Consider the following 24,145-nt stretch of genomic DNA (forward strand, 5'->3'; position numbering starts at 1 on the left):
GATTGGAATAATACATGAGCAAGGCCTTACCGATTGCTGTCGCTGTTCTTCTAGGCGGTGCCGCGCTAGTACCTGTTTACTATGCAACTCAAAACCCAGCTGCTCAAACGACTAAAGCATCTAAAGATGCCTCTGCTGTTTCTAAAATCAGCTATGCTCTCGGTTATGAAGTGGCTCATCAAACCCCACCTGAACTCGATATTAATAGCTTTGTGACAGGCGTACGTGAAGGACATGCGCGTACTGAACCGGCGTATACTGAAGAAGAATTACAGGCAGCTTACGAACAGTTCCAGAAAGAAATGCAGCAAAAGCAACTCGATAGCACTAAACAGGCACAAGCATCGAGTGACAGTTTCCTGACAGAAAATGCCAAAAAAGCGGGTGTAAAAACCACAGCTTCCGGTTTGCAATACCTAGTGACTAAAGAAGGCACGGGCAAACAGCCAGCTGCTTCTTCAATCGTGAAAGTCCATTACACCGGCAAACTGGTGGATGGTACTGTATTTGACAGTTCGGTTGAACGTGGCGAGCCGATTGAGTTTCCACTCAATCAAGTGATTCCAGGCTGGACTGAAGGTCTGCAACTGATGAAAGAAGGCGGTAAAGCGACCCTGTATATCCCATCTCAACTTGGTTATGGTGAACAAGGCGTGCCAGGGACGATTCCTCCACACAGTACTTTGATTTTTGATGTGGAACTCATTGAAGTCAAATAATCTATAAATAAGGAGAGCAATGCGCTCTCCTTTATTTTGAGAATAAATATGAAAATACAAATAAGCTTGATGGTTTTACTGCTAAGTTCTGGCAATCTGCTTGCCAAAGATGTGACCAATAAAAGCCCGGAAGCTGAACAGGTCGGTTATAGCTTTGGTTATCTGATGGGAAAAAGTAATGCCGACTCTTTGCAAGGGATTGATCTGGATGCTTTCAGTGCCGGTTTAAAAGCTGCTGCTGCCGGAAAACAATCCACTTTAACTGAAGAAGACATGGCTCGAGTGCTGACCCAGTTTAAACGTCAAAGTGAAGCCAAAGAGCTGATTGAATTAAAACAAAAAGCTGAAGAAAACACCAAAATCGGTCAGGCTTTTCTGACAGAAAATGCCAAAAAAGCAGGGATAAAAACGACTAAATCTGGCCTGCAATATCAGATTCTTCAGGAAGGCAAAGGCAAATCGCCAAAAGCCGATAGCAATGTCCGCGTACATTATGAAGGCCGTTTGATTGATGGCACGGTTTTTGACAGTTCAATTGCCCGTAATCAGCCTGTGGTCTTCCGTACCACCCAAGTGATTACCGGTTGGACTGAAGGCCTGCAACTGATGAAAGAAGGTGCCAAATACCGCTTCTTCATTCCTGCAGAACTGGCCTATGGACAAATTGGTTCAGGTGATGTGATTGAGCCAAACAGTACCTTAATTTTTGATGTGGAATTACTGGAAATTATGAAGTAATCAATACTGTTTTTTTAAATATTCAATCAGAGAGGCGCGATAGCGGCCTCTCTTTTTTATATGGATGAAGCATAATTAATCGAATGTTTTCATGTCACATTCAGATCAGTTTTGCTATGTTATATGTTAATTAAACGGTTCAACAAGAATAGAGGACGTCAGCATGGCAGCAATCAAGACCCGTGAAATTCATTATACTGCGCCGGATGGTAGCGCATTGATTGGCTATTTTGCCGCTCCAGAAACAGATACACCCCTTGCAGGTGTGCTGGTCGCACCAGAATGGTGGGGTCGTAATGAATATACCGAACAGCGTGCTCGCGAACTTGCAGAACATGGCTATGCGGCCTTGGCAATTGACATGTATGGTGACAAAAAAGTGACCACCCATTCTGATCAGGCCTACCAGTGGATGATGCAGACCTTTGAAGATCCGGACACCATCGTTGATCGTGCGACAGCAGCTTTAAATACCTTGGCAGCACAGGATGAAGTCAATGCAGAGAAACTTGCTGCCATCGGTTTTTGTTACGGCGGTAAAGTAGTGCTGGATCTGGCGCGTGCCAATGCCCCTTTAAAAGCAGTGACCACCTTCCACGGGACACTTGCTGCCAAAGCACCGGCTCAAGAAGGTCAGGTTCAGGCCGAAATTCTAGTCTTGCACGGTGAGCTAGACAGCATGGTCACCTTAGATGATGTCGCCAGTTTCCGTGAAGAAATGCATGCGGCCAACGTCGAGCATGAGGTGATTGTCTTTGAAGATGCCAAACATGGCTTTAGCAACCCGCTCGCCGACGAACGGGCCAAAGCCAATGGCGTGGATCTTGGTTACAATGCTGAAGCGGAACAAAAAAGCTTGGCGGCGATGTATGCCTTATTGGAACGTCATTTGGCTTAAATAGATATAAGTGCTCGACTTGAAATCAAGCTGAGCACTTTAAAGAATCATTGAAGAAAAGAACGATAAATCCTACCAGAGGAGAATGCTGACTATGGCTGAAACCAACTGCCCTTACTGTAACTATGACGAATATGATGTCATTGCTAAAAATGATTATGGTGTGGTGCTGCCTGAACCGAATTCATTATCCGAAGGTCACTGTGTAGTGATTCCACTCCGGCATGTGGCTTCATTTTTTGAAGTGACGGACAAAGAACGTAAAAGCCTGATGTCTTTGCTCGAACAGGCACGTAATGAGCTCAATTTACGTTACCAGCCCGCCGGTTTCCATGTCGGTTTTATTGATGGCGAAGTGTTTCAGGAAAAGGTCGAACATCTGCATATTCATATTATTCCGCGCTATAAAGACAAAATATTGAAGCTGGATGAACGCTGGGGGATTAGCGACTAAATCTTTGCTGTTTTAAAATAAATGCTCTTCGGAGCATTTATTGTTTGTGTTATTAAGCCGATATCCCTACACACTACTCCGCAGTTTTTATCTACTTTTCACATTTTAGGCCTGCCGATTCCGCTATAATGGCTGCTGCTTATTCGGTTGCTATTTATCCATGTTTGTATTTTCAGATGCCCTGTTAGAATGGTTTGATGTGCATGGTCGTCATGACTTGCCCTGGCAGGTGACAGATGATCCCTACAAAGTCTGGGTCTCTGAAATCATGTTGCAACAAACCCAGGTCAAAACTGTGCTGCAATATTATGAACGCTTTATTCAGCGTTTTCCGACCGTTCAGGACTTGGGTCAAGCCTCTTGGGATGAGGTTGCACCTTACTGGGCAGGACTGGGCTATTATGCCCGTGCCCGTAACCTGCACAAAGCTGCCGGCATGGTGACAGCACAGCAGCAGTTTCCTCAAACCCTGGAACAATGGATTGCCTTGCCGGGGATCGGCCGTTCCACCGCTGGTGCCTTAATGTCACTGGGTTTACGCCAATACGGCGTGATTATGGATGGCAATGTCAAACGGGTGTTGTCGCGTTTTTTCGCAATTGAAGAGGATCTGTCCAAACCCATTCATGAACGTGCTTTATGGCAACTGGCTGAAGAATTATGTCCGGTCGAACGTAATCATGACTATACCCAGGCGATTATGGATCTCGGGGCTACAGTCTGTACCCCAAAAAAACCTCTGTGCCTATATTGTCCGATGCAGCAACATTGCAAAGCGCATCAGCAGGGTCTGGAAAATGAATTACCATTCAAGAAAGCCAAAAAACCGGTGCCAGTGCGCTCAGCACAAGTATTATTGATTCAGTCCTCTAATGAATGGCTGTGGCAACAACGACCCAACAGTGGCCTGTGGGGCGGACTCTGGTGTTTGCCAATTATTGAAAATGCCCATGAATTCGAACAGCAATGTCAGCAGCTTGGCCTAAAAAATATCCTTAAAAAAGTCCAGATCAGCCATAGTTTCACCCACTTCACCTGGCAGCTTGAAGCAACCGTTTTCGCAGTGGATCAGGATCAGCAGGAACATCTGGCGATTGAACTGCAAAGCAACTGGATGCGTCCAGAGACAGCCATTGATTGCGGTCTGCCGACAGCAATGAAAAAATTGATCTCTGCCGTTAACCTATGACATAGTCTGGACAAAGCATCATATCGATCAGCTCAGAATGAGCATTGCCAATATTTAAGGATGAATAGCGTGCGCCAATACCTTGCTTTGACCTGGGTGGCTTTGATTGCCATATTACTGACCGCCTGTAGCAGTACGCCGAAACAACCTTCTTCTGCACAGTTAAATCCGCTACTGGTACAAAAACTGCAAAATAAGCGAATGCCTTCTTCACTGCCCATCCCGGTGGCACGTGTACAGGCACGTGAATTACAGGATACCTGGGGGGCGTCGCGCAGTCGCGGACGTTTGCATGAGGGCATTGACATCATGGCTCCACGTGGAACCAAAGTCTTTAGTGCCACAGAAGGTCTGATTGCAGATTTACGCAATAACAATTTGGGTGGTAAAGTAGTCTGGGTTCTGGGTCCGGGCGGTTCCTGGCATTATTATGCACATCTGGATGGACATAAACGCGGCCTGAAAGTGGGTGATGCTGTCAAAAAAGGCCAGCTCATCGGCTATGTGGGCAATAGCGGTAATGCCCGACATACTGCACCACATCTGCATTATGGTATTTATTTACAGGGCAAGGGGCGCGGTGTGGTCAACCCCTACCCCTATTTACGTTAATTTTAGGATATTTACATGTCAGAAACGTTGATCAACCGTCTGGTAGAATTTGCTGAATCAGGCAATCAACAAAAAATCGTGCTGAATGGTCAAAGCTACCAGGGCTGGGTGATGGAAATTACCGAAGATGCGCTGCTGATCAGTACCGGTTATACCGACAAAAGTGGTAAAGACATGTGGATTCAATTTAGCGATCTGGATCAGGCTGAACTGTCGTACTGGGACAATCAGCAGGATCAATGGGCTGTGTTTAAATTATAAAACCATAAAAACAAGGAGCATGGCATGACTCTGCAACGCTGTGGCTGGTGCTCCAATGATCCGCTGTATATCACCTATCATGATCAGGAATGGGGACAAGCCCTGCTGGATGAAAATCGCCTGTTTGAAATGCTGTGTCTGGAAGGACAGCAGGCCGGTCTAGCCTGGATTACCGTACTCAGAAAACGTGAAGCGTATCGTGAACATTTTTTTCAATATTCCATTCAGTCGATTGCAGCACTTACAGATCAACAACTCGAACTCAAGCTTAAGGATGCCCGCCTGATCCGTCATCGTGGCAAGCTGCATGCCATTCGCGAGAATGCCCAAGCATGGCTCAAGCTGCAACAGCAAGACATCAATGTAGGGCAATGGCTATGGTCTTTTGCCCAGCAACCACGACTGAATAATGATGTTGCGGATTATCGTCAGGCAGCGGCACAGACTATCGAAAGCCAGATCATGTCAAAAGCCTTAAAAAAGGCCGGTTTTAAATTTGTCGGACCCACCATTTGCTATGCCTTTATGCAGGCCGTCGGTATGGTCGATGATCACGAAAATCATTGTCACTTTAAAACAATATATTCCCATTCAAAGAAGAGCTGAATTTATGTCGAATAATATTATCCACGCTTATGCTGCAATGTCAGCAGGTGCTGCACTCGAACCCTATCAATTCGATGCTGGTGAACTACAGCCACATCAGGTCGAAGTCAAAGTAGAATACTGTGGCCTGTGTCATTCTGATATTTCAGTCCTCAATAATGACTGGGGTTCATCCGTTTATCCGGTCGTGGCTGGACATGAAATTATCGGTATCATCACGCAACTGGGTGGCGAAGCCAAAGGCCTGAAAGTGGGTCAACGGGTTGGCATTGGCTGGACGGCGGAAAGCTGCCAGTATTGTGATCCATGTATTTCAGGTCAGCAGGTACTCTGTACTGGCGGCCAAGTGGCGACTATTGTCGGACATGCCGGTGGTTTCGCCGACAAGGTCCGTGCTGGCTGGCAATGGGTCATTCCTCTGCCTGAAGATCTGGATCCTGAAAGTGCCGGCCCTCTGCTCTGTGGCGGCATTACCGTATTTGATCCAATCCTGAAACATCAGATTCAGGCTATTCATCATGTTGGCGTGATCGGGATTGGGGGTCTGGGTCATATCGCAATTAAACTGCTCAAAGCTTGGGGCTGTGAGATTACGGCTTTCACATCAAATCTGGATAAAACCGATGAGCTGAAAGCCATGGGTGCTGATCATGTGGTGAATAGTCGTGATGTCGCTGCCCTAAAGGCACAGCGTGGCAAGTTCGATTTATTGCTGAGTACGGTCAATGTCACCTTGAACTGGCAGGCTTATCTGGCCACTTTAGCACCGAACGGTACTGTGCATATGCTGGGTCTGCCATTAGAACCGATGCCGATTCCGGCGGGCATGCTGATTGGCGGCGCCAAGTCTGTTACCGGCTCTCCAACCGGTTCACCGGCAGCCTTACGTCAGTTACTGCAATTTGCTGCGCGTAAAAATATTGCCCCACAAATTGAAGTCTTCCCGATATCACAGCTGAATCAAGCAATTGAACATCTGCATTCGGGTAAAGCCCGCTACCGGATTGTACTTAAAGCAGATTTTGAAGCTTAAACTCTGCCTGTTTCAATCTGTCAAAAAGACCCAGCAATTGGGTCTTTTTTTTATTGCAATACTTCCGGCAAAACTGCAAGGCCTGCAGGCTTGGCCAGCTCTGCTTTCATCTTTTGTAGCATCTGATAAGGCTGTTGCTGCACGAACATATTTACAAAAGTTAAGGGAATCGAGCCTTCCGGATTGGCATAACCATAAGTTGAAACCTTGACCTGATTATTGGCCAGCTTTTGAAAAGTCCAATCCCCCTGATAATCGGTCAAACGCACATAATTCGGATTTAAGGGATAACCGGTCTGAATGGCTTTATTCTTGATACTAATCTGTCCATTGGCTTGCTTGATCATCTTGCCCTGTACAATCAGGTCGCGGTCTTTTAACGGAAATGGAAAATCCAGCACCATATACAAGGTAAATTCGCCTTTTTTATCATCACGTGATAAGACCTTGATGCTGCCCATATAAGGCACCCATTGCACGGCATGCTCGATATCCAGAATCAGCGACACGGCATTTTCAATTGGTGCATGGTAGGTAGTTTCTGCCTTATATAGAAAGACCGGATTCTGCTGATCCTGATAGGTCCAGACCTTGATATTATTTTTATCAATACTCAGTTTGGGCGTATGTAGCGGCTTTGCCTGCGCAATGGTGCCAAGCACCACTGCACAGAGCAGGAAGATCATTTTTTGCATTTTATTATTCGTCTTATTTTAGTTTTAGATCTTTTTTATAAATGATTTTGACTGGGTTTTAAACCTGAATATCGTTAAAACCCAGCACATCTTTCATGTCATATTTACGTGCATCACGGCCGACCACCCAGGCAGCAGCACGTACTGCACCGCTGGCAAAGTTCATGCGGTTGGTGGCTTTATGGGTAATTTCCACACGTTCCCCATCGGCAATAAACATGGCGGTATGTTCACCGACGATATCACCACCACGAATGGTCTGGAAACCAATGCTTTGACGCTCACGCGGACCGGTATGACCTTCACGACAATACACGGCATCTTCTTTCAGGTCACGGCCTAAAGCATCCGCAATCGCTTCACCCCACATAAGTGCAGTACCCGATGGTGCATCCACTTTATGACGGTGATGTGCCTCAATCACTTCGATATCCACCGTATCGCCAAAGACTTTCGATGCCAGTTCAAGCAGTTTAATCGATACGTTCACACCGACTGAATAATTCGCTGCATAAACCACAGGGGTTTCAGCTGCTGATTCATCTAAATAAGCTTTTTGCTCATCATTCATCCCCGTGGTACCAATCACGATGGCAACACCTGCTTCACGGCAAATTTTCAGATGATTGACGGTCGCTGCCGGTGCAGTGAAATCAATCACGACATCACAGTTTTTGACCACCTCTGCAAGACTACCCACCACCTTGACACCGACTGCACCAATCCCGGCAAGTTCGCCCGCATCTGCGCCTAATAGGGTACTTTCAGGGCGTTCTACTGCAGCTGCCAATTGATAACCGGCTTCATGCACAGCCTGAATGAGGATACGCCCCATACGGCCGCCTGCACCCAAGATTCCAATGCGTGGTGTAGCTGACATAACATAGTCCTGATGTTGATCCAAAATTGCTTTTACTATAGCAAAACTGCGGAATAACACTAAGATGCATTGCATAAAAATCAATGAAAAGATATGAAAGGTGTTATGAGCGATTTTTATATATCTAGAATTTTCTGATTAGATTGGCTTTATAAAGTTGTGGAACATTGCTCAAATAGTAAGCGTGGAACGTGAATAATCATAAAAAAAGCCCAATCGGTGAGGATTGGGCTTTTCAATACAACATAAACAACTGAATTAAAACAAATAATTTGAAGCATTTCGTATAAGGTGTATTATGTTAATTTTAGAAAAAATAAATAAATTGGATATCTAACATATGTATGATTATTGGTCTTCTACTCCTGAATTTATAAATGAAAAAAATAAAGAATTTATTTTTGTTTGCAATCATGCTTTAGAGGCAGATGAACAAGTAACTATGAGCATCCAATATAACCTTTCGAGAGTTAAATTTACTCGATCACAATTACCATCACACATTTCTAATTGTCGAATTATTTATGATATTAGAGGACAATTGATAGACGTCCATATACAGGAAAAAATAGTTAATCAATTAAGCCTAGTCGCATCTGTGGAGTTTAAAGAATAATGGGGTTACAAGTCATAATCCGTTGCGAGAACGAGAATGAGATAATTGAATCTTTGAAAGGTGTTATTGATTCTTGTGAAGGCTTCTTTATAGATAAAAACTTATTTGGCTTATCAATTCCAACAAATATTCTTGATTTTGTTGGTGAGGATAATATTTGGGCTGCCCTTAAAAATTTTGATGTATATGACCTCTGGGCAGGAAACTGGCATTACAAAAAGCCCCCCATTTAACATAATGGTGGTTATACGAAATTAATGAATGTTCGTATAGATTACTTGCATATTGTATTCGATCGAATACAATATAGTGAGAAGATAAGGAATCCTCATGATTGAAATTAAACGTCTGCCAGAATTTGATGAATGGTTGGATGGCATTAAAGACAATATGACCCGTATTCGCCTGAATCGTAGATTAGATAAGGTTCAACGTGGAAATTGGGGAGACATTAAGCCTCTCCAAGATGGCGTTTGGGAAATGAGAGAATTCTTCGGTGCTGGATGGAGAATGTATTACATCCAACATGGTGACGTAGTGATTGTAATGCTTGGTGGAGGAGATAAATCGACTCAACAACAAGACATCGATCGTGCAGTCAAATTATCGAAAACATTGGAGGATTAAAATGGTTAAAGTCGCTGATTTACCAAGTTTTGATATGGCTGAGTCACTCAAAACTGAAGAAGACATTGTGATGTATCTCAATATGGTTCTTGAAGATAATGATCCAGCTGAATTAGCCCATGCACTTGGTGTTATTGCTAAAGCTCGTGGCATGACTCAAATTGCTAAAGAAGCAGGGATTGGGCGTGAGGCACTCTACAAAGCCCTACGTCATGATTCAGCACCACGTTTTGATACCATTAATCGTGTAGTGAATGCTTTAGGCTTAAAACTCACAGTACAACATGCCTAAGACCTTAAAAAAATATAGTAAAAATGGGAGCTAATGGCTCCCATTTTTGACTTCGCATAAGGTGTATTATGTTAATTTTAGCAATACTAAATTTTCATAAATTTCGATAGGCTATAATTTTTTTCACTATCTGAGCCTTTAAAATATTCATTTCTCCAATCAATATTTTTTTTTCACCATCTACTAATTTTACTTCAATTTTTTGATCAAAATTCTCACTACATTGAAAGTTTAAATTTGGTCTTTTAGGCGTATTTATAAAATGAAGATCGCCTTCAAAGCGATACTGATAACTATATTTTTTAGGGAGATCAGATAAAGCTTTTATACTTAAAAGCTGATAATTTTCTAAACTTTGTACTTTAAGAAATAATGTGATAACTCCCTCACAGACATCTTGTTGCTGTTGAACTTGTTGAGAAACTTGTTTTAGTTCACAAGCAGTTAATCCTCCTAATGTTAAGAGCATCAAAATAATTTTCATAATGAGTATCCGTTTGTACCTGAAAACAGAATATATCTGTTACTTTAATAGATACAGATGCAGATAAATTAAAAAAATAGGTACAGATTGACAATGTTTCAATATCAGATCTTAGCAAATCAATTAATTAATAGAATCAAAGGTCAAGAGTTAAAATCTGGACAAAAAATGCTGTCTTTGCGTCAATTTTCTAAACAACATAAGGTCAGTATTAATACGGCAAAATCTTGTTATGACCTATTAGAGGCCAAAGGTTTTATCTATGTGGTAAACAAATCGGGATACTTTGTTCAGAATATTAATGGATTAGAAACACTCTCTAATTTAACTTTACCTTACCATTCTGATTTTGTTCCAGGTATACAGGAGGTTTCTCATTTAGATCTACAAATTCAGATCCAAGAAGCGGCAACTAAGAAAAAACTAGCTCAATTAGGCTCAATTCAACTTTCTCCTGACTTAATTCCAGTTACTTTTTTAAAGCAGTCAATGCTACGGGCAATTAAAAATAGTAAAGCTGAAGATTTTCTCTATAGTGATCGACAAGGCCACATTCTCTTACGCGAAGCTCTATCCACTCATTGGGCAGAAGATGGTTTCTATATCCTTCCAGAGAGTATTTACATTAGTAATGGATGTATGCCTGCACTATCAGTAATAGTTCAACAGCTAACTCAAGTAGGCGACAGTATTATTGTCCCGACTCCATGTTATAACGGTCAGTTGCAATTATTGGCCTTACTTAAGCGGAAAATTGTTGAAGTTCCTGCACATACGGAGGGATTTGACTTAGAGCGATTAGAACAAGCAATGCAACATTCGGGAGCAAAAGTCTGCCTATTGACAGCTAACTATCAAAATCCTTTAGGGTTTTGCTTAACAAACAAAGATAAAGAAAAAATTGCACAATTGGCTGCTAAATATCAATGCTATGTTATCGAAGATGATATTTATGCTGAATGCTGTTTTGATAATCTACGACCGTTGCCTATCAAATACTGGGATGAAGATGGATACATCATATATTGTGGATCTATCTCTAAAACAGTTTCACCCGCATATCGAATCGGTTGGTTCTGTACTCCCTCAAGACTCGTAAATCTACATGCTAAATTGATAACACAGAACATCAATGTAAATACCCCATTACAACTTGGATTGGCAGACTTAATTTATAGTCGTGCATATAGACAACATTTAAATAATTTACGCCCGAAGCTATGGGCGCAGGTAGAAGAATATCGATACTTCATAGCAGAAGCTTTTAAAGATATCTCTTTTGGGTTAACCAATCCTCAAGGAGGATATATTTTATGGCTCCAGTTTCCAAAACAAATAGATAGTTTGGAAATGTACTGCTTCGCTCAGCAGCAAGAGATTAATATTGTGCCAGGATTGGTTTTTGGTGCAGGCAATCGCTATAACAATTGTATAAGGATCAATGCTGGACATTCGCTATCAGATGAAATTAGACAAGCAATACAGCTCCTTGCAGACTGGGCGAGACATCAATTAAAGTCTTAGAGTTAACTACTAAACAGCTGACCTATTTCTAACCTGGTATAGCCACGTTCTTTAAAAATCAAAATAATTGCTTTTTTATAATCTTCAGAAGTAGAGGTCTTATATTTTGTTATGAGTTGAATTTCAGAATTAAGCTGAAGGTCATTTTTAATGGTCAATACTTCGCCAGAGATCTTATTAAAGATATTTAGATTAAACATACAGGCACTCGTCATCAGGGTTATAGCGGCCCGACTACAACAAATACCTGCCTTAGCTCAGCTAGACACCCTTGGCTGCAAGGATTACAAATTAGACAAGATTCTGCAAGCTTTGCGGAATTGAGAGCCTGAATATTCGACGAAATTATTCTTCATTTAACATAATGGGCGTTATACGAAGTACACTTGTATATTAATTGAAATATCAATAACTTAAAATTTTAACCATGATCACAAAATGCACAAAAAATCTGCTTTTGTAATAAGTTGGTGAGTTTTTAGGCAAATCTGTAACATTTTGCCAAGAGAATTGATTAATAAATGATCATTTTGGGATCAATGCCTATTTCATGCGGATCTAGGTTGCGAAACTATCCCCAATTGCTGTGGATAAAATTTAGGCTATTTTGTACGCTTTGGCTCACATGAAACTCGGCCCTTTGCGGCTATTCGGAATAGTATAATTTTCATATGATTGAATGGTCAGGGACAGGAAGTTCCATATAATTAAAAATAAGCACCAGGATGGCGCTATATAAGACACGCAAGAGCACAGAGACCTAATGTTCCAATAAAAAACCCTGGCAGGATGCCGGGGTTTTTTATTATTTAGATTTCTTAAATCAGCGTCGGGTGTGCCGTCCAGGATACGAATTAAAGTCGCTTAAAATAACGTCAATAAATATTGAAAAAGTCATAAAATGTGATATGTTTCACACTCTATTTTTTAGTAGTAAAATTTTTTTATGAAACTATTAAAAAATAACAGCAAGTTTTTAAAAAAACCATCTGTTTCATTATTAATAGGCCCTTATATGAAAAACTTTATCACTACAGCATTATTGCTTTCTTCTGGCGTATTTATAGCAGGACAGACGAATGCTTCTACTAAAGCTGCGGATACAACCTTCCAAGTTAAAATTGAAGTTGTATCAACATGTGCGATCAGTGCTACAGATATCGATTTCGGTAAAGTAAATAGTGGTATGGCAGCAACAGATAAAACTGGTACTTTAAATGTAACCTGTACTAGTCAAACACCATACAAAGTTGGTTTATCTGGTAGTGGTAAAATGACCAATACGGCTGACGCTACGTCTAGCATTGATTATAAATTATTTCAAAAATCTAGTGATACAGCGTGGGACAACAAAGATAATCTATATTCTGCAACTGGCTCAGGTGATGTACAGAGTATTCCTGTAGTTGCTAAATTATTTGGCTCTACAAATGTACGCGCTGGTAACTATGCAGATACCGTCACCGCTACAGTAACTTATTAATTTTTATTATCGTAAAGAGTCCACATGAAAAAGCCAGCCAAATTCTCTCATGTGTTCCACATTTGTGGTACAGGAATCTTGGCAGCTAGTATTTTTATAACACAGGCGCATGCTGCCAGTTTGCAAGTTGCGCCTATTTTATTAGAATTCTCACAACAAGAAAAAGTCAAAGAACTTTGGTTGACCAATACAGGTAATGAGAGTATTCGTGCACAAGTGCGAGTGAACGCTTGGACACAAAGCAATCAACAAGATATTTTAACAAACTCTAAAGATTTAATTGCTAGTCCTATGGTCATTAGTATTCCTGCCGGACAACGGCAATTGGTTCGATTGATCCGCAATACTCAAATAGCAAATACGACTGAACAAGCTTATCGCCTCATCGTGGATGAATTACCTAACTCCCAGACTGATGTACAAAGTGGTCTACAATTGTTACTCAAATATTCCATTCCTGTTTTTTTTAAAGTATCGGACAGTAATGATATAGATCAAGGCATAACATCCCTGCAAGGTATGAGCTTTAAATATAATACGCAAACACTAACAATCAACAATCAGTCTAGTCATTATAAGCGCTTTAGTCAGTTTTCCTACATGGATGCGCAAGGCAAAAAAACCCCAATTCAAATGGGATTGATGGGTTATGTACTTAGTGGGAAAAGCATGCAATGGAAAATTCCAAATAATATAAATGTTACGCGTGGCGGAAAGTTTATAGCTGTAGTTAATATGGATCTTCGTGAACAAACTCTACCATTATCTCCCTGATACAGAATAAGCTTTAGGTATAGGGAGTTTCTGATCATTGAAGGTTCGAGCAAGCAATTTTATACTTGCAGGAATAATGCTGGTCACAGCACCGACAACATTTGCAGAACAATACTTATCCAATAATATAGACAGTGCGATTCAACAGGAATTGTATTTGGATGTAGAAGTAAATCAGTCTGCACAGATTCAAATTGGTCATTTTTTACAACAAGATCAGCAACTCTATATTGATGTAGCTTCCTTAAAAAATTTCGCCATTACTGCCGAGATAACACCAATCATAATTGATCAGGTACCCTATATCGCACTTGATCAGATTGTAGGGCTAAGCTATAAATATGACGACCTCAATCAAAAAATTTCAATCCAAGTACCTATTACACTGTTAAGCAGTCAACATCAATATGGCTATCAGCATCTGCCTGCTGCAAAAGTTAATCCATTGCATGAAAAAACAGGTGTCTTGCTCAATTACACTGCCTTTGCTCAGCAGCATGAGAATATATTTTCTTTAAATGGTTGGAATGAATTCCGTGTTTTTGGGCTATTTGGTGGGGTATTCAGCCTTTCTAGTAGCTACCAATATCAAGATAATGCCTTTATAAATCATAATGTACTGGATACATATTGGGAAAAAGATATCCCAGAACAATTGCTTAGACTACGTTTAGGTGATGCACAAAGTAATGCACTGTCATGGACACGCTCTACTCGCTTGAGTGGTCTTAGTTTATCGAAAAATTTTGCTTTACAACCCTATACCGTGACGACCCCCTTAATGAGTTTTAAAGGTCAGGTAGCATTGCCTTCACAAGTAGATTTAATAATTAATGGTATTAAGCAGGCTTCTCAAGATGTCGTACCAGGACAATTTGATATTCAATCAGTCCCCAGTATTACAGGTGCAGGCAATGCACAAATGGTCATTACAGATATTAATGGTCAACAGCAAGTACTGAATATTCCCTTATATGGTACGAATAATCTACTCGCAAAAAGCTTAAATGACTGGTCTTTTAATGTAGGTTATCCAAAGTTAAATTATGGCTTATCTTCATTTGATTATGCACAAGATCCTGCATTTAGTGGAAGCTATCGTTATGGAATATCAAATAAACTTACTCTGGAAACACATACTGAATTGACCGATCAATTGCAACAGGTAGGACTAGGCACACTTTATCAATTAGGCAAACGTGCAGGACAGCTTAATCTCTCTTATGCTTATAGTCGTACACCTGAGCAATATGGACAATTATTAGGCCTAGGTTATAGTTGGAACTCTACATTAATAAGTTTAAATTATAATGGGCTACGACAGTTTGGTGAGTTTAATGATATTGCTAGCTTGAATGATGCGGCATTTGCCAGTAGGTCAGACCAATTTTATATAGGTTTTAATACTAAAATTGGTCAGTTGGGAAGTAGCTATATCCAGCAAAAATATACGGAGCAAGAGAGTAAGTTTGTATTGCTAAACTGGTCTTATATCTTGCCGCAACGTATGAACCTAAATTTAGGTTATACGCATGATTTAATTAATAAGAAAGATAGTTACTATCTATCACTTAATATCCCTTGGGCGCAACGCAACTCAGCCACAGCATCAATACAGCGTAGTCATGATAACCAACAGTTTGGTTTCAATATAATGCATGCGCTAAATCAAGATCAGGGAGGGATGGGATGGCAAGCCATGGCCAATCGTACAGATCAATACTCACAGTTTCAGGGGCAGATCGACTATCTCGGTCGCTATGGGTTAGCACAATTAAATGTGCAACATACAGCATCAGACCAACAAAATAATACCAGTGCATTTGCCTCAGTCAACGGAGGGTTAGTTATTCTAAAAGATGTAATACTACCCACACGTTTGAGTAACGGTTCATTTGCCATTGTTTCAACAGATAATATTAATGGTGTACCGGTGCGTATGGAGAATCGTTTGATTGGTAAAACTAATCGTAAAGGATATTTGCTATTGGATCGTCTAAATCCATATCAGCATAATAGTGTAGCAGTTGATACGCTAAATCTACCCATGGATGTAAAAATAGAAACCACACAGCAAGATGTTGTACCTCGTCAGGCAAGTGGTGTATTTGTTCGTTTTCCAATGTATCAAGTGAAATCTGTTCAATTACAGGCAGTCGACGATCAGGGAGAGAATCTAGCAGTGGGTAAATCTGTTTGGGATATTCAACCATCAACACAACAGTCTCCTAAAACCATTGTGGCGCATGATGGTATTGTATATTTAGATGATGTGAAAAATAATAAATTATATATTGGCGATGAGCTTAAGCAATGCCAAGTGAATCTTCCTGAAGTTTCCACTCTTGAAGGTTTTAGCGATTTAGGAAGGGTGGTATGTCAATAAATCATCGGTTTCACCGAATCAGAGCTTATAGCCTCATCAAGCGCTTAGCTTGGATGAGCTTATTTTTTTTAGCTTATAGCATAGGCTCGTCATCTGCTTATGCAGAGAGTTGTTGGGTAGGTGGAGGTAATTTAAGCCTAGGCACAGCGAACATTCAAGGTTCGATGACTGCCTCTACGGATATTACCGTAACATGTAATTCCCACTGGAGTCAGCCCGTGACATATAAGATGTGTATGGTGGTTGATAGTATAGATCCAGCGGCTAAAGACCCTCGCACAATGATTAACTATGATACCAATCCTGCTTCCTTATTAAATTATAACTTATATTATGATGTCGCACGAACACGCAAGATACCAAACTCAGACGCTAAAAACACAGCTCAGTGCCAGTCTGTTCAAGTAGGTGCTAATACAGGAAATCCAAGTACATTAGTCAAAATATATGGTCAAGTTCTTGCAGGACAAAATGTACCTGCTGGCTCCTATAAAACCAATAGTACTTCTATAAAGCTATACTATGCTTATCGCTATGGCTTAGAAACACCTTCAGATTTAGAAGCTCTAGCTAGTCAAAATAGCTCAACTAACAATATAGTCGTCAATTCTAACTATGAAAATAGCTGTTTGATTTTATCTGCATCAGATATAGATTTTGGTTCAGTGGAGCTATTGAATAATACTTTATATCGTTCAGGGACTATTCAATTAGCATGTCCAATGGGTACCAATATGAAGGTAAGTTTAAATAATGGTCTAAATCCATTGGGCTCACAAAGACGTATGAAAAATTCTTTAGGAAGTTATATTCAATACGGTTTATATCAGGATCCAAGTCACTCGAACATTTGGCAGGCGGATACTTCATATTCTATAACCCACCAGACTATCCCTGTTTATGCGATGGTCCCATCGCAAAGCATTAGCAGTATAGGGAAATATTCCGATACCATTACTGTGACTTTAACTTATTAGAAAACTCTATATTTAATAGGTAATCGTAGCAGTAACTGTATCTATATATTGACCGGCAGGAACGTTAGTATCAGGCACTTTCCCCCAAATGGTAATATTTTGAGTTTGTCCTGTACCGTGTTGTGAAAAAAGATTTTCAGAGCTGTTTCCCCATTCTTTGCTCATAGATGCATCTTGATAAAGTCGATATGAAAGCTTCAAGGAAGCATCCTGAGTATTCTTTAGTGTACCATCACTATTTAGTGAAATATTGTAAGGCGTACCATTAGTACATGAAACATTTAGACTACCCGTTGCCTGGATATTTTGGGTATTACGAGAAATCGTACCAAAATCTATATTAGAAGTAGAACCTGTGCCGATATCACAAATTTCATTGACTTTTATTTTGACCTGAAACTGTGTGGACTGCCGGTCACTCATGGTATAAGCAGAGACTGAAACTACAGCTAGAATTACAAATGAATATTTAAAAATTTTCATTGAATGTGCCTATATCCAATATAGATAATTATATTAATCTGAATTGTAGAGAGTAAAAAGGTAACTATTTAAAGTAATAGTCTGGATTACGCACTAAATTTCATGATTCTAATCATATTATTCGATTTTACTCAACTATGCTGCCATCTAGTAAACAATTCAAAAATAAAAGGGCAAACAGGCTAGATTTAACATAAAAACTCTTATGCGAAATCCCATTTCAAGTACCTAATTCTATTTCTATCATAGTATAAATTTAAAGCACAAAAAAGGACGCCGCAGCGTCCTTCTTTATTTTCATTCGATCAATCAAACAAACGATCAAAGAATGATTTTTTCTTTGGTGATGATTTACTGTCTTCACCATCCATAGTTTCTTGCAGCTCTTTCAACAGTTCACGTTGACGTGCACTTAAATTAACTGGTGTTTCCACTACAATACGGCACAGCAAATCACCTTGCATGCTGGTACGTACCGGTTTAACACCTTTGCCACGTAAGCGGAACAGTTTACCCGTTTGCGTCCCTTCAGGAATTTTCAGGCTTACTCGACCGTCTAGAGTCGGAATCTGAACCTCCTTACCTAACGCTGCATCGGCGATTGAAACCGGCACATCCATATACAGGTCAGCACCATCACGCTGGAAGATTTCGTGCTCACGCACCACCACTTCGACGTACAAATCACCTGACTGACCATCACGAATCGCTTCACCTTTACCGGTCAAGCGTACGCGGTCGCCATTATCCACACCCGCAGGAATAGTAACTTCCAGCGTTTGCTGACGATCCGACACACCTGAACCATGACATTTATTACATGGGTTCTTGATGATCTTGCCCTGACCGCGACAGGTACTACAAGTTTGCTGCACCGAGAAGAAACCTTGCTGCATACGCACTTGACCGGCACCATGGCAGGTACGGCAGGTTTCTACATCATTTGGATTTTTTGAGCCTTTACCATCACAGGCATCACATGGTGCCGGTGCAGTAAAGGTAATGGTTTTCTTGACGCCTTTGACCGCTTCTTCCAGGGTCAATTCCATCACATAGCGTAAGTCCGAACCACGGCGCGCACGTTGCTGGCCACGACCACCGCCGCCACCGAAGGCACCACCGAAAATATCACCGAACTGGCTGAAAATGTCTTCTGCGCTGAAACCACCACCGAAGCCGCCACCGCCGCCCATACCCCCTTCAAAGGCCTGATGGCCCATACGGTCGTACATGCTGCGCTTTTCACCATCAGACAGCACTTCATAGGCTTCTGCTGCTTCTTTAAATTTATCTTCAGCTTCAGCATTGTCCGGGTTACGGTCTGGATGATATTTCATCGCCAACTTACGGTAGGCTTTTTTGATTTCATCATCACTAGCGGTTTTAGCGACGCCCAAAACCTCATAATAATCACGTTTAGCCATGTCTGGCGATGCTCCTCACGGAATTTTGTTTAATATTCAACTGAGGTCTGAAATTGGGGTCAAACCTGATTTTACAAGGGGAAATATGAAAAAAATTATATGCTTTAGAACACGGCTTTATTTTGAGAGAATTTATGCAGGCCTTTAAACCAGGCATTGAGCAGGAAAATAAAGGCAATAAAGCTGAAAATCACCCCGGTCACGACACAGGCCTTGACCCATAACTGGCTGTCCCAGGCAAAGAAAAACAGCGGAATAAACCACAGCGCAGCAAAGAGCGCCAAAATGGTATAAATCACGATATTTCGCATGATCCACAAGGCCTGCGCCTGTAACCAGACTTCGGCATAATCGACTTGCGTCACTTTACGGGCCAACCAGTAAGCAAAAAGTCCACTAAATAGCGTAAATAAGGCCAAAAACATGAAGACATAAGCCATCGCTACGGAACGTCGCATCTTGGTTAATGTAGTTTGAGTCATGTTTGGTTTAACCTCATTACCGGATTGGCAGTTCGGCCAATGCAGTAGTTACTTATTTTTTTAAATTATAAAAATCTCAGCTGCTACTATATTGAAAATTTCAATATTTCGCACCTGAAATTATGACAATTTTAAACAGAATTTAAACTTTTTTTCACTTTAAACCATTGTGCATATAAGGCAGGCAGGAAAAACAGGGTCAGAAGTGTCGCCACAATTAAACCACCCATAATTGCCACTGCCATCGGCCCGAAAAAAATACTGCGAGACAAGGGAATCATGGCTAAAACAGCGGCCAATGCGGTCAAGACAATCGGGCGACAACGGCGGACTGTGGCATTGATAATGGCATCCCATTGGGATTCTCCGGCCTGAATATCCTGCTCGATCTGGTCAATCAGAATCAGGGAATTTCGCATGATCATTCCAGAGAGCGCAATTGTCCCGAGCATGGCCACAAAACCGAAAGGTTTATTGAAAAGTAACAGGAATAACACCACTCCGATAATGCCTAAAGGCGCGGTCAGGAACACAATAAAGGCCCGTGAGATGCTCTTGAGCTGAATCATTAACAGGGTCATCACTACCGCCAGGAATAAAGGCATGCCAGCATTGACCGAGTTCTGTCCACGCGCGGATTCTTCGACCGTACCGCCGACTTCCAGCAGATAGCCATTCGGCAACTCAGCTCGAAGTTGGTGCAGTGAATCGTGTAATTCATTCACCACAGTGGCCGGCTGTAAGGCCGTGCGAATATCGGCACGCACCGTGATGGTCGGTAAACGATTCCGATGCCAGATCAAGCCTTCTTCAAAGCTATATTCAATGTTGGCAAGCTGTGCCAACGGTACCGAAGTACCACGTGACGTCGGTATCGCCAGACTGCTTAAAGAAGCGACATCAACCCGTTCAGCCTGCGCACCACGTAAACGGATTTCAATCAGTTCACGCTTTTCCCGATACTGATCAATGCCGGCCCCCAAAATCGAGCTGTTCAGCACATTGGCCAGTTCGCTGCTAGTCACGCCCAACTGACGGGCACGATCCTGATCGATCTCCAGTTTGATGACTTTGCTCGGCTCACCCCAGTCTAGATGTACATTGGTGGTATTCGGATTTTCGCCCACGGTTGCGGCGACTTTCTGCGCCCATTCACGAACCAGTCCCAGATCTTCACCAGAGACCCGGAACTGCAATGGATAACCGACTGGAGGGCCATTTTCCAGCAGGGACACCCGGGTACGGACTTCCGGTAATAACAGCCGAATCTGGTCACTCAAGGATTGACGGATTTCGTTACGATCTTCCAAAGAGGATGCCAGCACCACAAACTGGGCAAAACTGGTTTGCGGCAGCTGCTGATCCAGCGGTAAATAGAAACGCGGAGAACCAATTCCGACATAGGCCACATAGTTATCAATGCCCTGCTGTTTCGACAAAAAGGCTTCAACTTTTTTCACCGCAGCTTCGGTGGCTTTCAGAGAGGCGCCTTCTTCAAGTTTGAGATCCACCAGAATTTCAGCCCGATTCGAGGGCGGGAAAAATTGCTGTGGCACCAGCTTAAACATTAAAATGGAGAGAATAAAAATTCCTACCGTTGCTGTAATCACGGTCTTACGATAGGTCACACAGGTATTTACCCAACGGCGAAAACCTTGATAAAACCGGGTTTGATAAGGGTCATGCTGTTCGCCGGCATGATGCACGACCGGCTGAGGTTCAGGCTGCTTGCGCAAACGCGCCCAAAGGCGCTGATACCACGGCGCTTTTTGTATCAAGTCTTTGTTGAAATTGGGTAGCAGTTTATCACCCAGATAAGGCACAAATAACACCGCGGCAATCCAGGACATCAGCAGTGCAATCGTGACCACCTGAAAAATAGAACGGGTATATTCACCGGTACTCGATGCTGCTGTGGCAATCGGTAAAAATCCGGCGGCGGTAATCAGGGTGCCGGTCAGCATTGGAAAGGCGGTGGTTTTCCAGGTAAAGCCTGCTGCTTCAAGCCGGCTATAGCCCTGCTCCATTTTAATCGCCATCATTTCAATGGCAATAATCGCATCATCGACCAGAAGACCGAGTGCCAGAATTAGGGCACCCAAGGAAATTTTATGCAGGCCGACATCAAATAAATGCATGCCGGCAAAGGTCATGGCCAATACTAGCGGAATCGAAAAGGCCACCACCAGTCCGGTACGAAAACCCAGCGAGAAGAAACTGACCAGCAGCACAATAATTACTGCCTCTGCCAGCACTTTCATAAATTCATTGATACTGCGTTTGACTGCCACTGGCTGATCGGAGACTTTTTGCAACTCCATGCCGAGGGGCAAGGTTTTTTGCAGACGGGCAAATTCCTGTTCCAGATGTTTGCCCAGTGCCAGAATATCGCCGCCTTTGCGCATGGACACGGCAATCCCAATGCCATTTTCAGCCATAAAACGCATCCGGGGTTGGGCCGGATCACTAAAGCCACGATAGATCTCAGCGACATCTCCCAGCTGAATGGTTTTGCCATTTATCAAAAGTGGCAGTTGCTGTAATTCTTCAATACTGTTTAAGGCACCGCTGACCCGAACCTGAATCCGGTCTGAACCGGTTTCAAAAAAACCGGCATGGGTCATGGCATTTTGCTGCTGCAAAGCCTGCTGAATGGCGCTGATTGGAACTCCGAGCTGGATGGCTTTGGTGTTGGAAATCTCAATCCAGATTTTCTGGTCTTGCAGGCCGATTAAATCGACTTTGGCGACATCTTTGACCCGTTGCAGTTGTAACTGCAAACGGTCGGCGTATTCCTTGAGGGTCGCATAATCGAAGTCTTTGCCTTTGAGCACATAGATATTGCCAAAGGTATCGCCGAATTCATCATTAAAGAATGGGCCTTGTACTCCTTGCGGCAATTCATGCCGGATATCGCTGACTTTCTTGCGGACGTTATACCAGACATCGGCCACATCTTTCGAAGCCAGAGAATCCTTGGCAATAAAGGTCACCATGGATTCACCCGGACGCGAATAGGCCATGATGCGGTCATATTGCCCCGTGGTCATCAGTTCCTTTTCAATCCGATCCGTGACCTGTAGGGACACTTCTTTGGCACTGGCACCCGGCCAGTAGGTCTGGATCACCATCACTTTAAAGGTAAAAGGCGGATCTTCACTTTGCGACAGCTGGGAATAGGACACGATGCCAATCAGCCCGAGCAGGATCATAAAATACAGCACCAGACCTTTATTTTTTAAGGCCCACTCCGACAGGTTAAAGTTCATGCTTAACTCCCTGCCTGAATGGTCACACGACGGTTTTCACGATCAATCGGATTGATTTTTTGCTGGTTACGCAGCAGATGTACACCGCCAATCACCACATAGTCTTCCGGCTTGAGGCCGTTAAGCACGGGAACACTATCCCGGCCATAGGCACCGAGCTGAACCGGAACTTTACGCAAGGTATGATCCGGCTGGACCACCATCACATAAGCCTGCTGATCCGTTGCAGAGACACTGGACAGCGGCACACTGAGCATATTATCGCGGCTGTGCTGAAAAAATACCCGGGCACTTTGTCCCAGCTGGATCTGGCCATTGCCTTCACGTAAGGAAACTTTAACCCTGAAGGTACGCGACTGGTCCGCTGCCGGTGAAATCTCGCGAACAAAAGCGGCAAATTTTTCTTCAGGTTTGGACCATAATGTCACTGTAGCTGCCTGTCCAACCTTGATCTCCGAAATAGCCTGTTCCGGTACGCCAATCACTACTTCACGCTCACCGGCAATCGCCAGTTCATACGCAGCCTGCCCGGCAGCAACCACCTGACCTGTTTCTATATTGCGTGCCGTGATTACGCCGTTTCTGGTGGCAATCAGCTGGTTATAAGCAGTCTGGTTTTTAGCGGTATCATAATTGGATTGTGCCTGCTTCAGATTTGACAGGGCGGTCTTGTATTGATTTTCGATCGCGTCATATTGTGAGCGGCTCACGGCATTGGATGGCAATAACTGCTTGAAACGTTGTAATTCATCCTGAGAAATCTTAGTGGCAGACTGCGCACTTTCCAGCTGTGCACGTGCTGCATTCAGCTGCAGCTGGGCATCTTTGACATCCAGAGTTGCCAGGACTTGCCCGATTTTGACCTGGTCACCCACATCGGCGAAGCGCTGGGTCACCTGTCCAGCCACCCGAAATGCCAGCGCCGTTTGCTGGCGCGCCTGCACATCACCGGCATAACTTTTTAATTCATGCTGTGAAGTAGTGGGTGTGGCCACCATGACAAAGGGAACTTCCTGTTCTGCTGCAGCAGTATCTTTGCTGCACCCGGTTAAGGTCACGCTGCAAAGCACCACCATGCCAGCCAATACGCTGTAAATCCTGCTCATCTTATTCGCTCTTATCTGATCGTCTTTTTTAGGGCAAACTATGCTGATATATTGAATTGCTTGTTTTTTAATTAATATACCACCCGGTACACTAATTACAACTGAAGCTTCAAAGCAATGACCGTGTTGACTT

At 42.6% G+C, this 24,145-nt stretch carries 27 protein-coding genes; 18 read left to right on the top strand and 9 right to left on the bottom strand.

Annotation, left to right across the window (positions count from 1 at the left end):
- The first annotated feature begins 14 nt into the window (after positions 1-14).
- The 9 genes from FTU44_RS09945 (at position 15) to FTU44_RS09985 (ending at position 6,510) form a co-directional block, all read left to right on the top strand.
- Positions 15-719 carry an FKBP-type peptidyl-prolyl cis-trans isomerase gene (locus tag FTU44_RS09945; RefSeq protein WP_005094756.1) on the top strand — a complete coding sequence of 235 codons (705 nt, stop codon included), beginning with the start codon at positions 15-17 and terminating at the stop codon, positions 717-719.
- Positions 720-767: 48 nt separating this feature from the next.
- A complete protein-coding gene (locus FTU44_RS09950) occupies positions 768-1,457 on the top strand; it encodes an FKBP-type peptidyl-prolyl cis-trans isomerase (RefSeq protein ID WP_005173644.1) in 690 nt (229 codons plus the stop codon).
- Positions 1,458-1,620: 163 nt separating this feature from the next.
- Positions 1,621-2,355 (top strand): dienelactone hydrolase family protein, encoded by a 735-nt coding sequence (locus FTU44_RS09955; RefSeq protein ID WP_180000602.1) that lies wholly within the window; start codon positions 1,621-1,623, stop codon positions 2,353-2,355.
- Between the two features lie 94 nt (positions 2,356-2,449).
- Positions 2,450-2,809: an HIT family protein gene (locus tag FTU44_RS09960; protein ID WP_180050492.1), complete on the top strand. Its 360-nt coding sequence runs from the start codon at positions 2,450-2,452 to the stop codon at positions 2,807-2,809.
- A 160-nt stretch (positions 2,810-2,969) separates the two neighbouring features.
- On the top strand, positions 2,970-3,998 hold the full coding sequence (gene mutY / locus FTU44_RS09965) for an A/G-specific adenine glycosylase (protein WP_180050494.1): 1,029 nt from the start codon (positions 2,970-2,972) through the stop codon (positions 3,996-3,998).
- Positions 3,999-4,067: 69 nt separating this feature from the next.
- Positions 4,068-4,610: a M23 family metallopeptidase gene (locus FTU44_RS09970; RefSeq protein WP_180050496.1), complete on the top strand. Its 543-nt coding sequence runs from the start codon at positions 4,068-4,070 to the stop codon at positions 4,608-4,610.
- A gap of 15 nt (positions 4,611-4,625) precedes the next feature.
- Positions 4,626-4,871 (top strand): hypothetical protein, encoded by a 246-nt coding sequence (locus tag FTU44_RS09975; RefSeq protein WP_004728896.1) that lies wholly within the window; start codon positions 4,626-4,628, stop codon positions 4,869-4,871.
- A 24-nt stretch (positions 4,872-4,895) separates the two neighbouring features.
- Positions 4,896-5,477: a DNA-3-methyladenine glycosylase I gene (locus FTU44_RS09980; protein WP_004728898.1), complete on the top strand. Its 582-nt coding sequence runs from the start codon at positions 4,896-4,898 to the stop codon at positions 5,475-5,477.
- Positions 5,478-5,481: 4 nt separating this feature from the next.
- Positions 5,482-6,510 carry an NAD(P)-dependent alcohol dehydrogenase gene (locus tag FTU44_RS09985; RefSeq protein WP_180050498.1) on the top strand — a complete coding sequence of 343 codons (1,029 nt, stop codon included), beginning with the start codon at positions 5,482-5,484 and terminating at the stop codon, positions 6,508-6,510.
- A gap of 50 nt (positions 6,511-6,560) precedes the next feature.
- Here FTU44_RS09985 and FTU44_RS09990 read toward each other — a convergent pair whose 3' ends face one another.
- Complete coding sequence (locus FTU44_RS09990; RefSeq protein ID WP_005094773.1) at positions 6,561-7,205, bottom strand: START domain-containing protein; 645 nt, start codon at positions 7,203-7,205, stop codon at positions 6,561-6,563.
- 58 nt (positions 7,206-7,263) lie between these two features.
- Positions 7,264-8,085 (bottom strand): 4-hydroxy-tetrahydrodipicolinate reductase, encoded by an 822-nt coding sequence (dapB, locus tag FTU44_RS09995; RefSeq protein ID WP_005173632.1) that lies wholly within the window; start codon positions 8,083-8,085, stop codon positions 7,264-7,266.
- A 340-nt stretch (positions 8,086-8,425) separates the two neighbouring features.
- Between dapB and FTU44_RS10000 the strand changes: the two genes are divergently transcribed.
- The 4 genes from FTU44_RS10000 to FTU44_RS10015 all read left to right on the top strand — a co-directional run bounded on the left by FTU44_RS10000 (position 8,426) and on the right by FTU44_RS10015 (position 9,620).
- Positions 8,426-8,701, top strand: coding sequence for a hypothetical protein (locus FTU44_RS10000; RefSeq protein WP_180050501.1), 276 nt, complete (start codon positions 8,426-8,428; stop codon positions 8,699-8,701).
- Positions 8,701-8,934, top strand: coding sequence for a hypothetical protein (locus FTU44_RS10005; protein ID WP_180018776.1), 234 nt, complete (start codon positions 8,701-8,703; stop codon positions 8,932-8,934). Before FTU44_RS10000 ends, FTU44_RS10005 begins: the two co-directional genes overlap by 1 nt.
- A gap of 97 nt (positions 8,935-9,031) precedes the next feature.
- On the top strand, positions 9,032-9,328 hold the full coding sequence (locus FTU44_RS10010) for a type II toxin-antitoxin system RelE/ParE family toxin (RefSeq protein ID WP_005175534.1): 297 nt from the start codon (positions 9,032-9,034) through the stop codon (positions 9,326-9,328).
- Position 9,329: 1 nt separating this feature from the next.
- A complete protein-coding gene (locus FTU44_RS10015) occupies positions 9,330-9,620 on the top strand; it encodes an addiction module antidote protein (protein WP_060875721.1) in 291 nt (96 codons plus the stop codon).
- A gap of 94 nt (positions 9,621-9,714) precedes the next feature.
- On the opposite strand, the gene FTU44_RS10020 is transcribed toward FTU44_RS10015, so the two are convergent.
- A complete protein-coding gene (locus FTU44_RS10020; protein ID WP_100535482.1) occupies positions 9,715-10,104 on the bottom strand; it encodes a hypothetical protein in 390 nt (129 codons plus the stop codon).
- A gap of 93 nt (positions 10,105-10,197) precedes the next feature.
- Here FTU44_RS10020 and FTU44_RS10025 point away from each other — a divergent pair, with 93 nt between their 5' ends.
- Complete coding sequence (locus tag FTU44_RS10025; RefSeq protein WP_100535483.1) at positions 10,198-11,628, top strand: PLP-dependent aminotransferase family protein; 1,431 nt, start codon at positions 10,198-10,200, stop codon at positions 11,626-11,628.
- Positions 11,629-11,630: 2 nt separating this feature from the next.
- On the opposite strand, the gene FTU44_RS10030 is transcribed toward FTU44_RS10025, so the two are convergent.
- Positions 11,631-11,828 (bottom strand): hypothetical protein, encoded by a 198-nt coding sequence (locus FTU44_RS10030; RefSeq protein WP_100535484.1) that lies wholly within the window; start codon positions 11,826-11,828, stop codon positions 11,631-11,633.
- A 746-nt stretch (positions 11,829-12,574) separates the two neighbouring features.
- On the opposite strand from FTU44_RS10030, the gene FTU44_RS10035 reads away from it, so the two are divergent.
- The 4 genes from FTU44_RS10035 to FTU44_RS10050 all read left to right on the top strand — a co-directional run bounded on the left by FTU44_RS10035 (position 12,575) and on the right by FTU44_RS10050 (position 17,248).
- Positions 12,575-13,111, top strand: a complete 537-nt coding sequence (locus FTU44_RS10035) for a spore coat U domain-containing protein (protein WP_218949987.1) — start codon at positions 12,575-12,577, stop codon at positions 13,109-13,111.
- A 24-nt stretch (positions 13,112-13,135) separates the two neighbouring features.
- Complete coding sequence (locus FTU44_RS10040; RefSeq protein WP_159138974.1) at positions 13,136-13,885, top strand: molecular chaperone; 750 nt, start codon at positions 13,136-13,138, stop codon at positions 13,883-13,885.
- A gap of 76 nt (positions 13,886-13,961) precedes the next feature.
- Positions 13,962-16,271 (top strand): fimbria/pilus outer membrane usher protein, encoded by a 2,310-nt coding sequence (locus tag FTU44_RS10045; RefSeq protein WP_159138975.1) that lies wholly within the window; start codon positions 13,962-13,964, stop codon positions 16,269-16,271.
- Positions 16,262-17,248 carry a spore coat U domain-containing protein gene (locus tag FTU44_RS10050; RefSeq protein WP_159138976.1) on the top strand — a complete coding sequence of 329 codons (987 nt, stop codon included), beginning with the start codon at positions 16,262-16,264 and terminating at the stop codon, positions 17,246-17,248. The genes FTU44_RS10045 and FTU44_RS10050 overlap by 10 nt, the downstream gene beginning before the upstream one ends.
- Positions 17,249-17,260: 12 nt before the next feature.
- Here FTU44_RS10050 and FTU44_RS10055 read toward each other — a convergent pair whose 3' ends face one another.
- The 5 genes from FTU44_RS10055 to FTU44_RS10075 form a co-directional block, all read right to left on the bottom strand.
- Positions 17,261-17,731: a spore coat U domain-containing protein gene (locus FTU44_RS10055; RefSeq protein WP_159138977.1), complete on the bottom strand. Its 471-nt coding sequence runs from the start codon at positions 17,729-17,731 to the stop codon at positions 17,261-17,263.
- A 305-nt stretch (positions 17,732-18,036) separates the two neighbouring features.
- The gene (gene dnaJ / locus FTU44_RS10060) at positions 18,037-19,155 is read right to left on the bottom strand and encodes a molecular chaperone DnaJ (RefSeq protein WP_005094779.1); all 1,119 of its coding nucleotides are present in this window, start codon (positions 19,153-19,155) and stop codon (positions 18,037-18,039) included.
- A 104-nt stretch (positions 19,156-19,259) separates the two neighbouring features.
- Positions 19,260-19,637, bottom strand: coding sequence for a hypothetical protein (locus FTU44_RS10065; RefSeq protein WP_004280853.1), 378 nt, complete (start codon positions 19,635-19,637; stop codon positions 19,260-19,262).
- A gap of 131 nt (positions 19,638-19,768) precedes the next feature.
- Entirely contained in the window at positions 19,769-22,906 is a 3,138-nt protein-coding gene (locus tag FTU44_RS10070) for an efflux RND transporter permease subunit (protein ID WP_180050504.1), read from the bottom strand.
- A gap of 2 nt (positions 22,907-22,908) precedes the next feature.
- Positions 22,909-24,012 (bottom strand): efflux RND transporter periplasmic adaptor subunit, encoded by a 1,104-nt coding sequence (locus tag FTU44_RS10075; protein WP_159138875.1) that lies wholly within the window; start codon positions 24,010-24,012, stop codon positions 22,909-22,911.
- Positions 24,013-24,145: the final 133 nt, after the last annotated feature.

Source organism: Acinetobacter sp. YH12105, from assembly GCF_013419095.1.
GTDB classification, from domain to species: domain Bacteria; phylum Pseudomonadota; class Gammaproteobacteria; order Pseudomonadales; family Moraxellaceae; genus Acinetobacter; species Acinetobacter pseudolwoffii.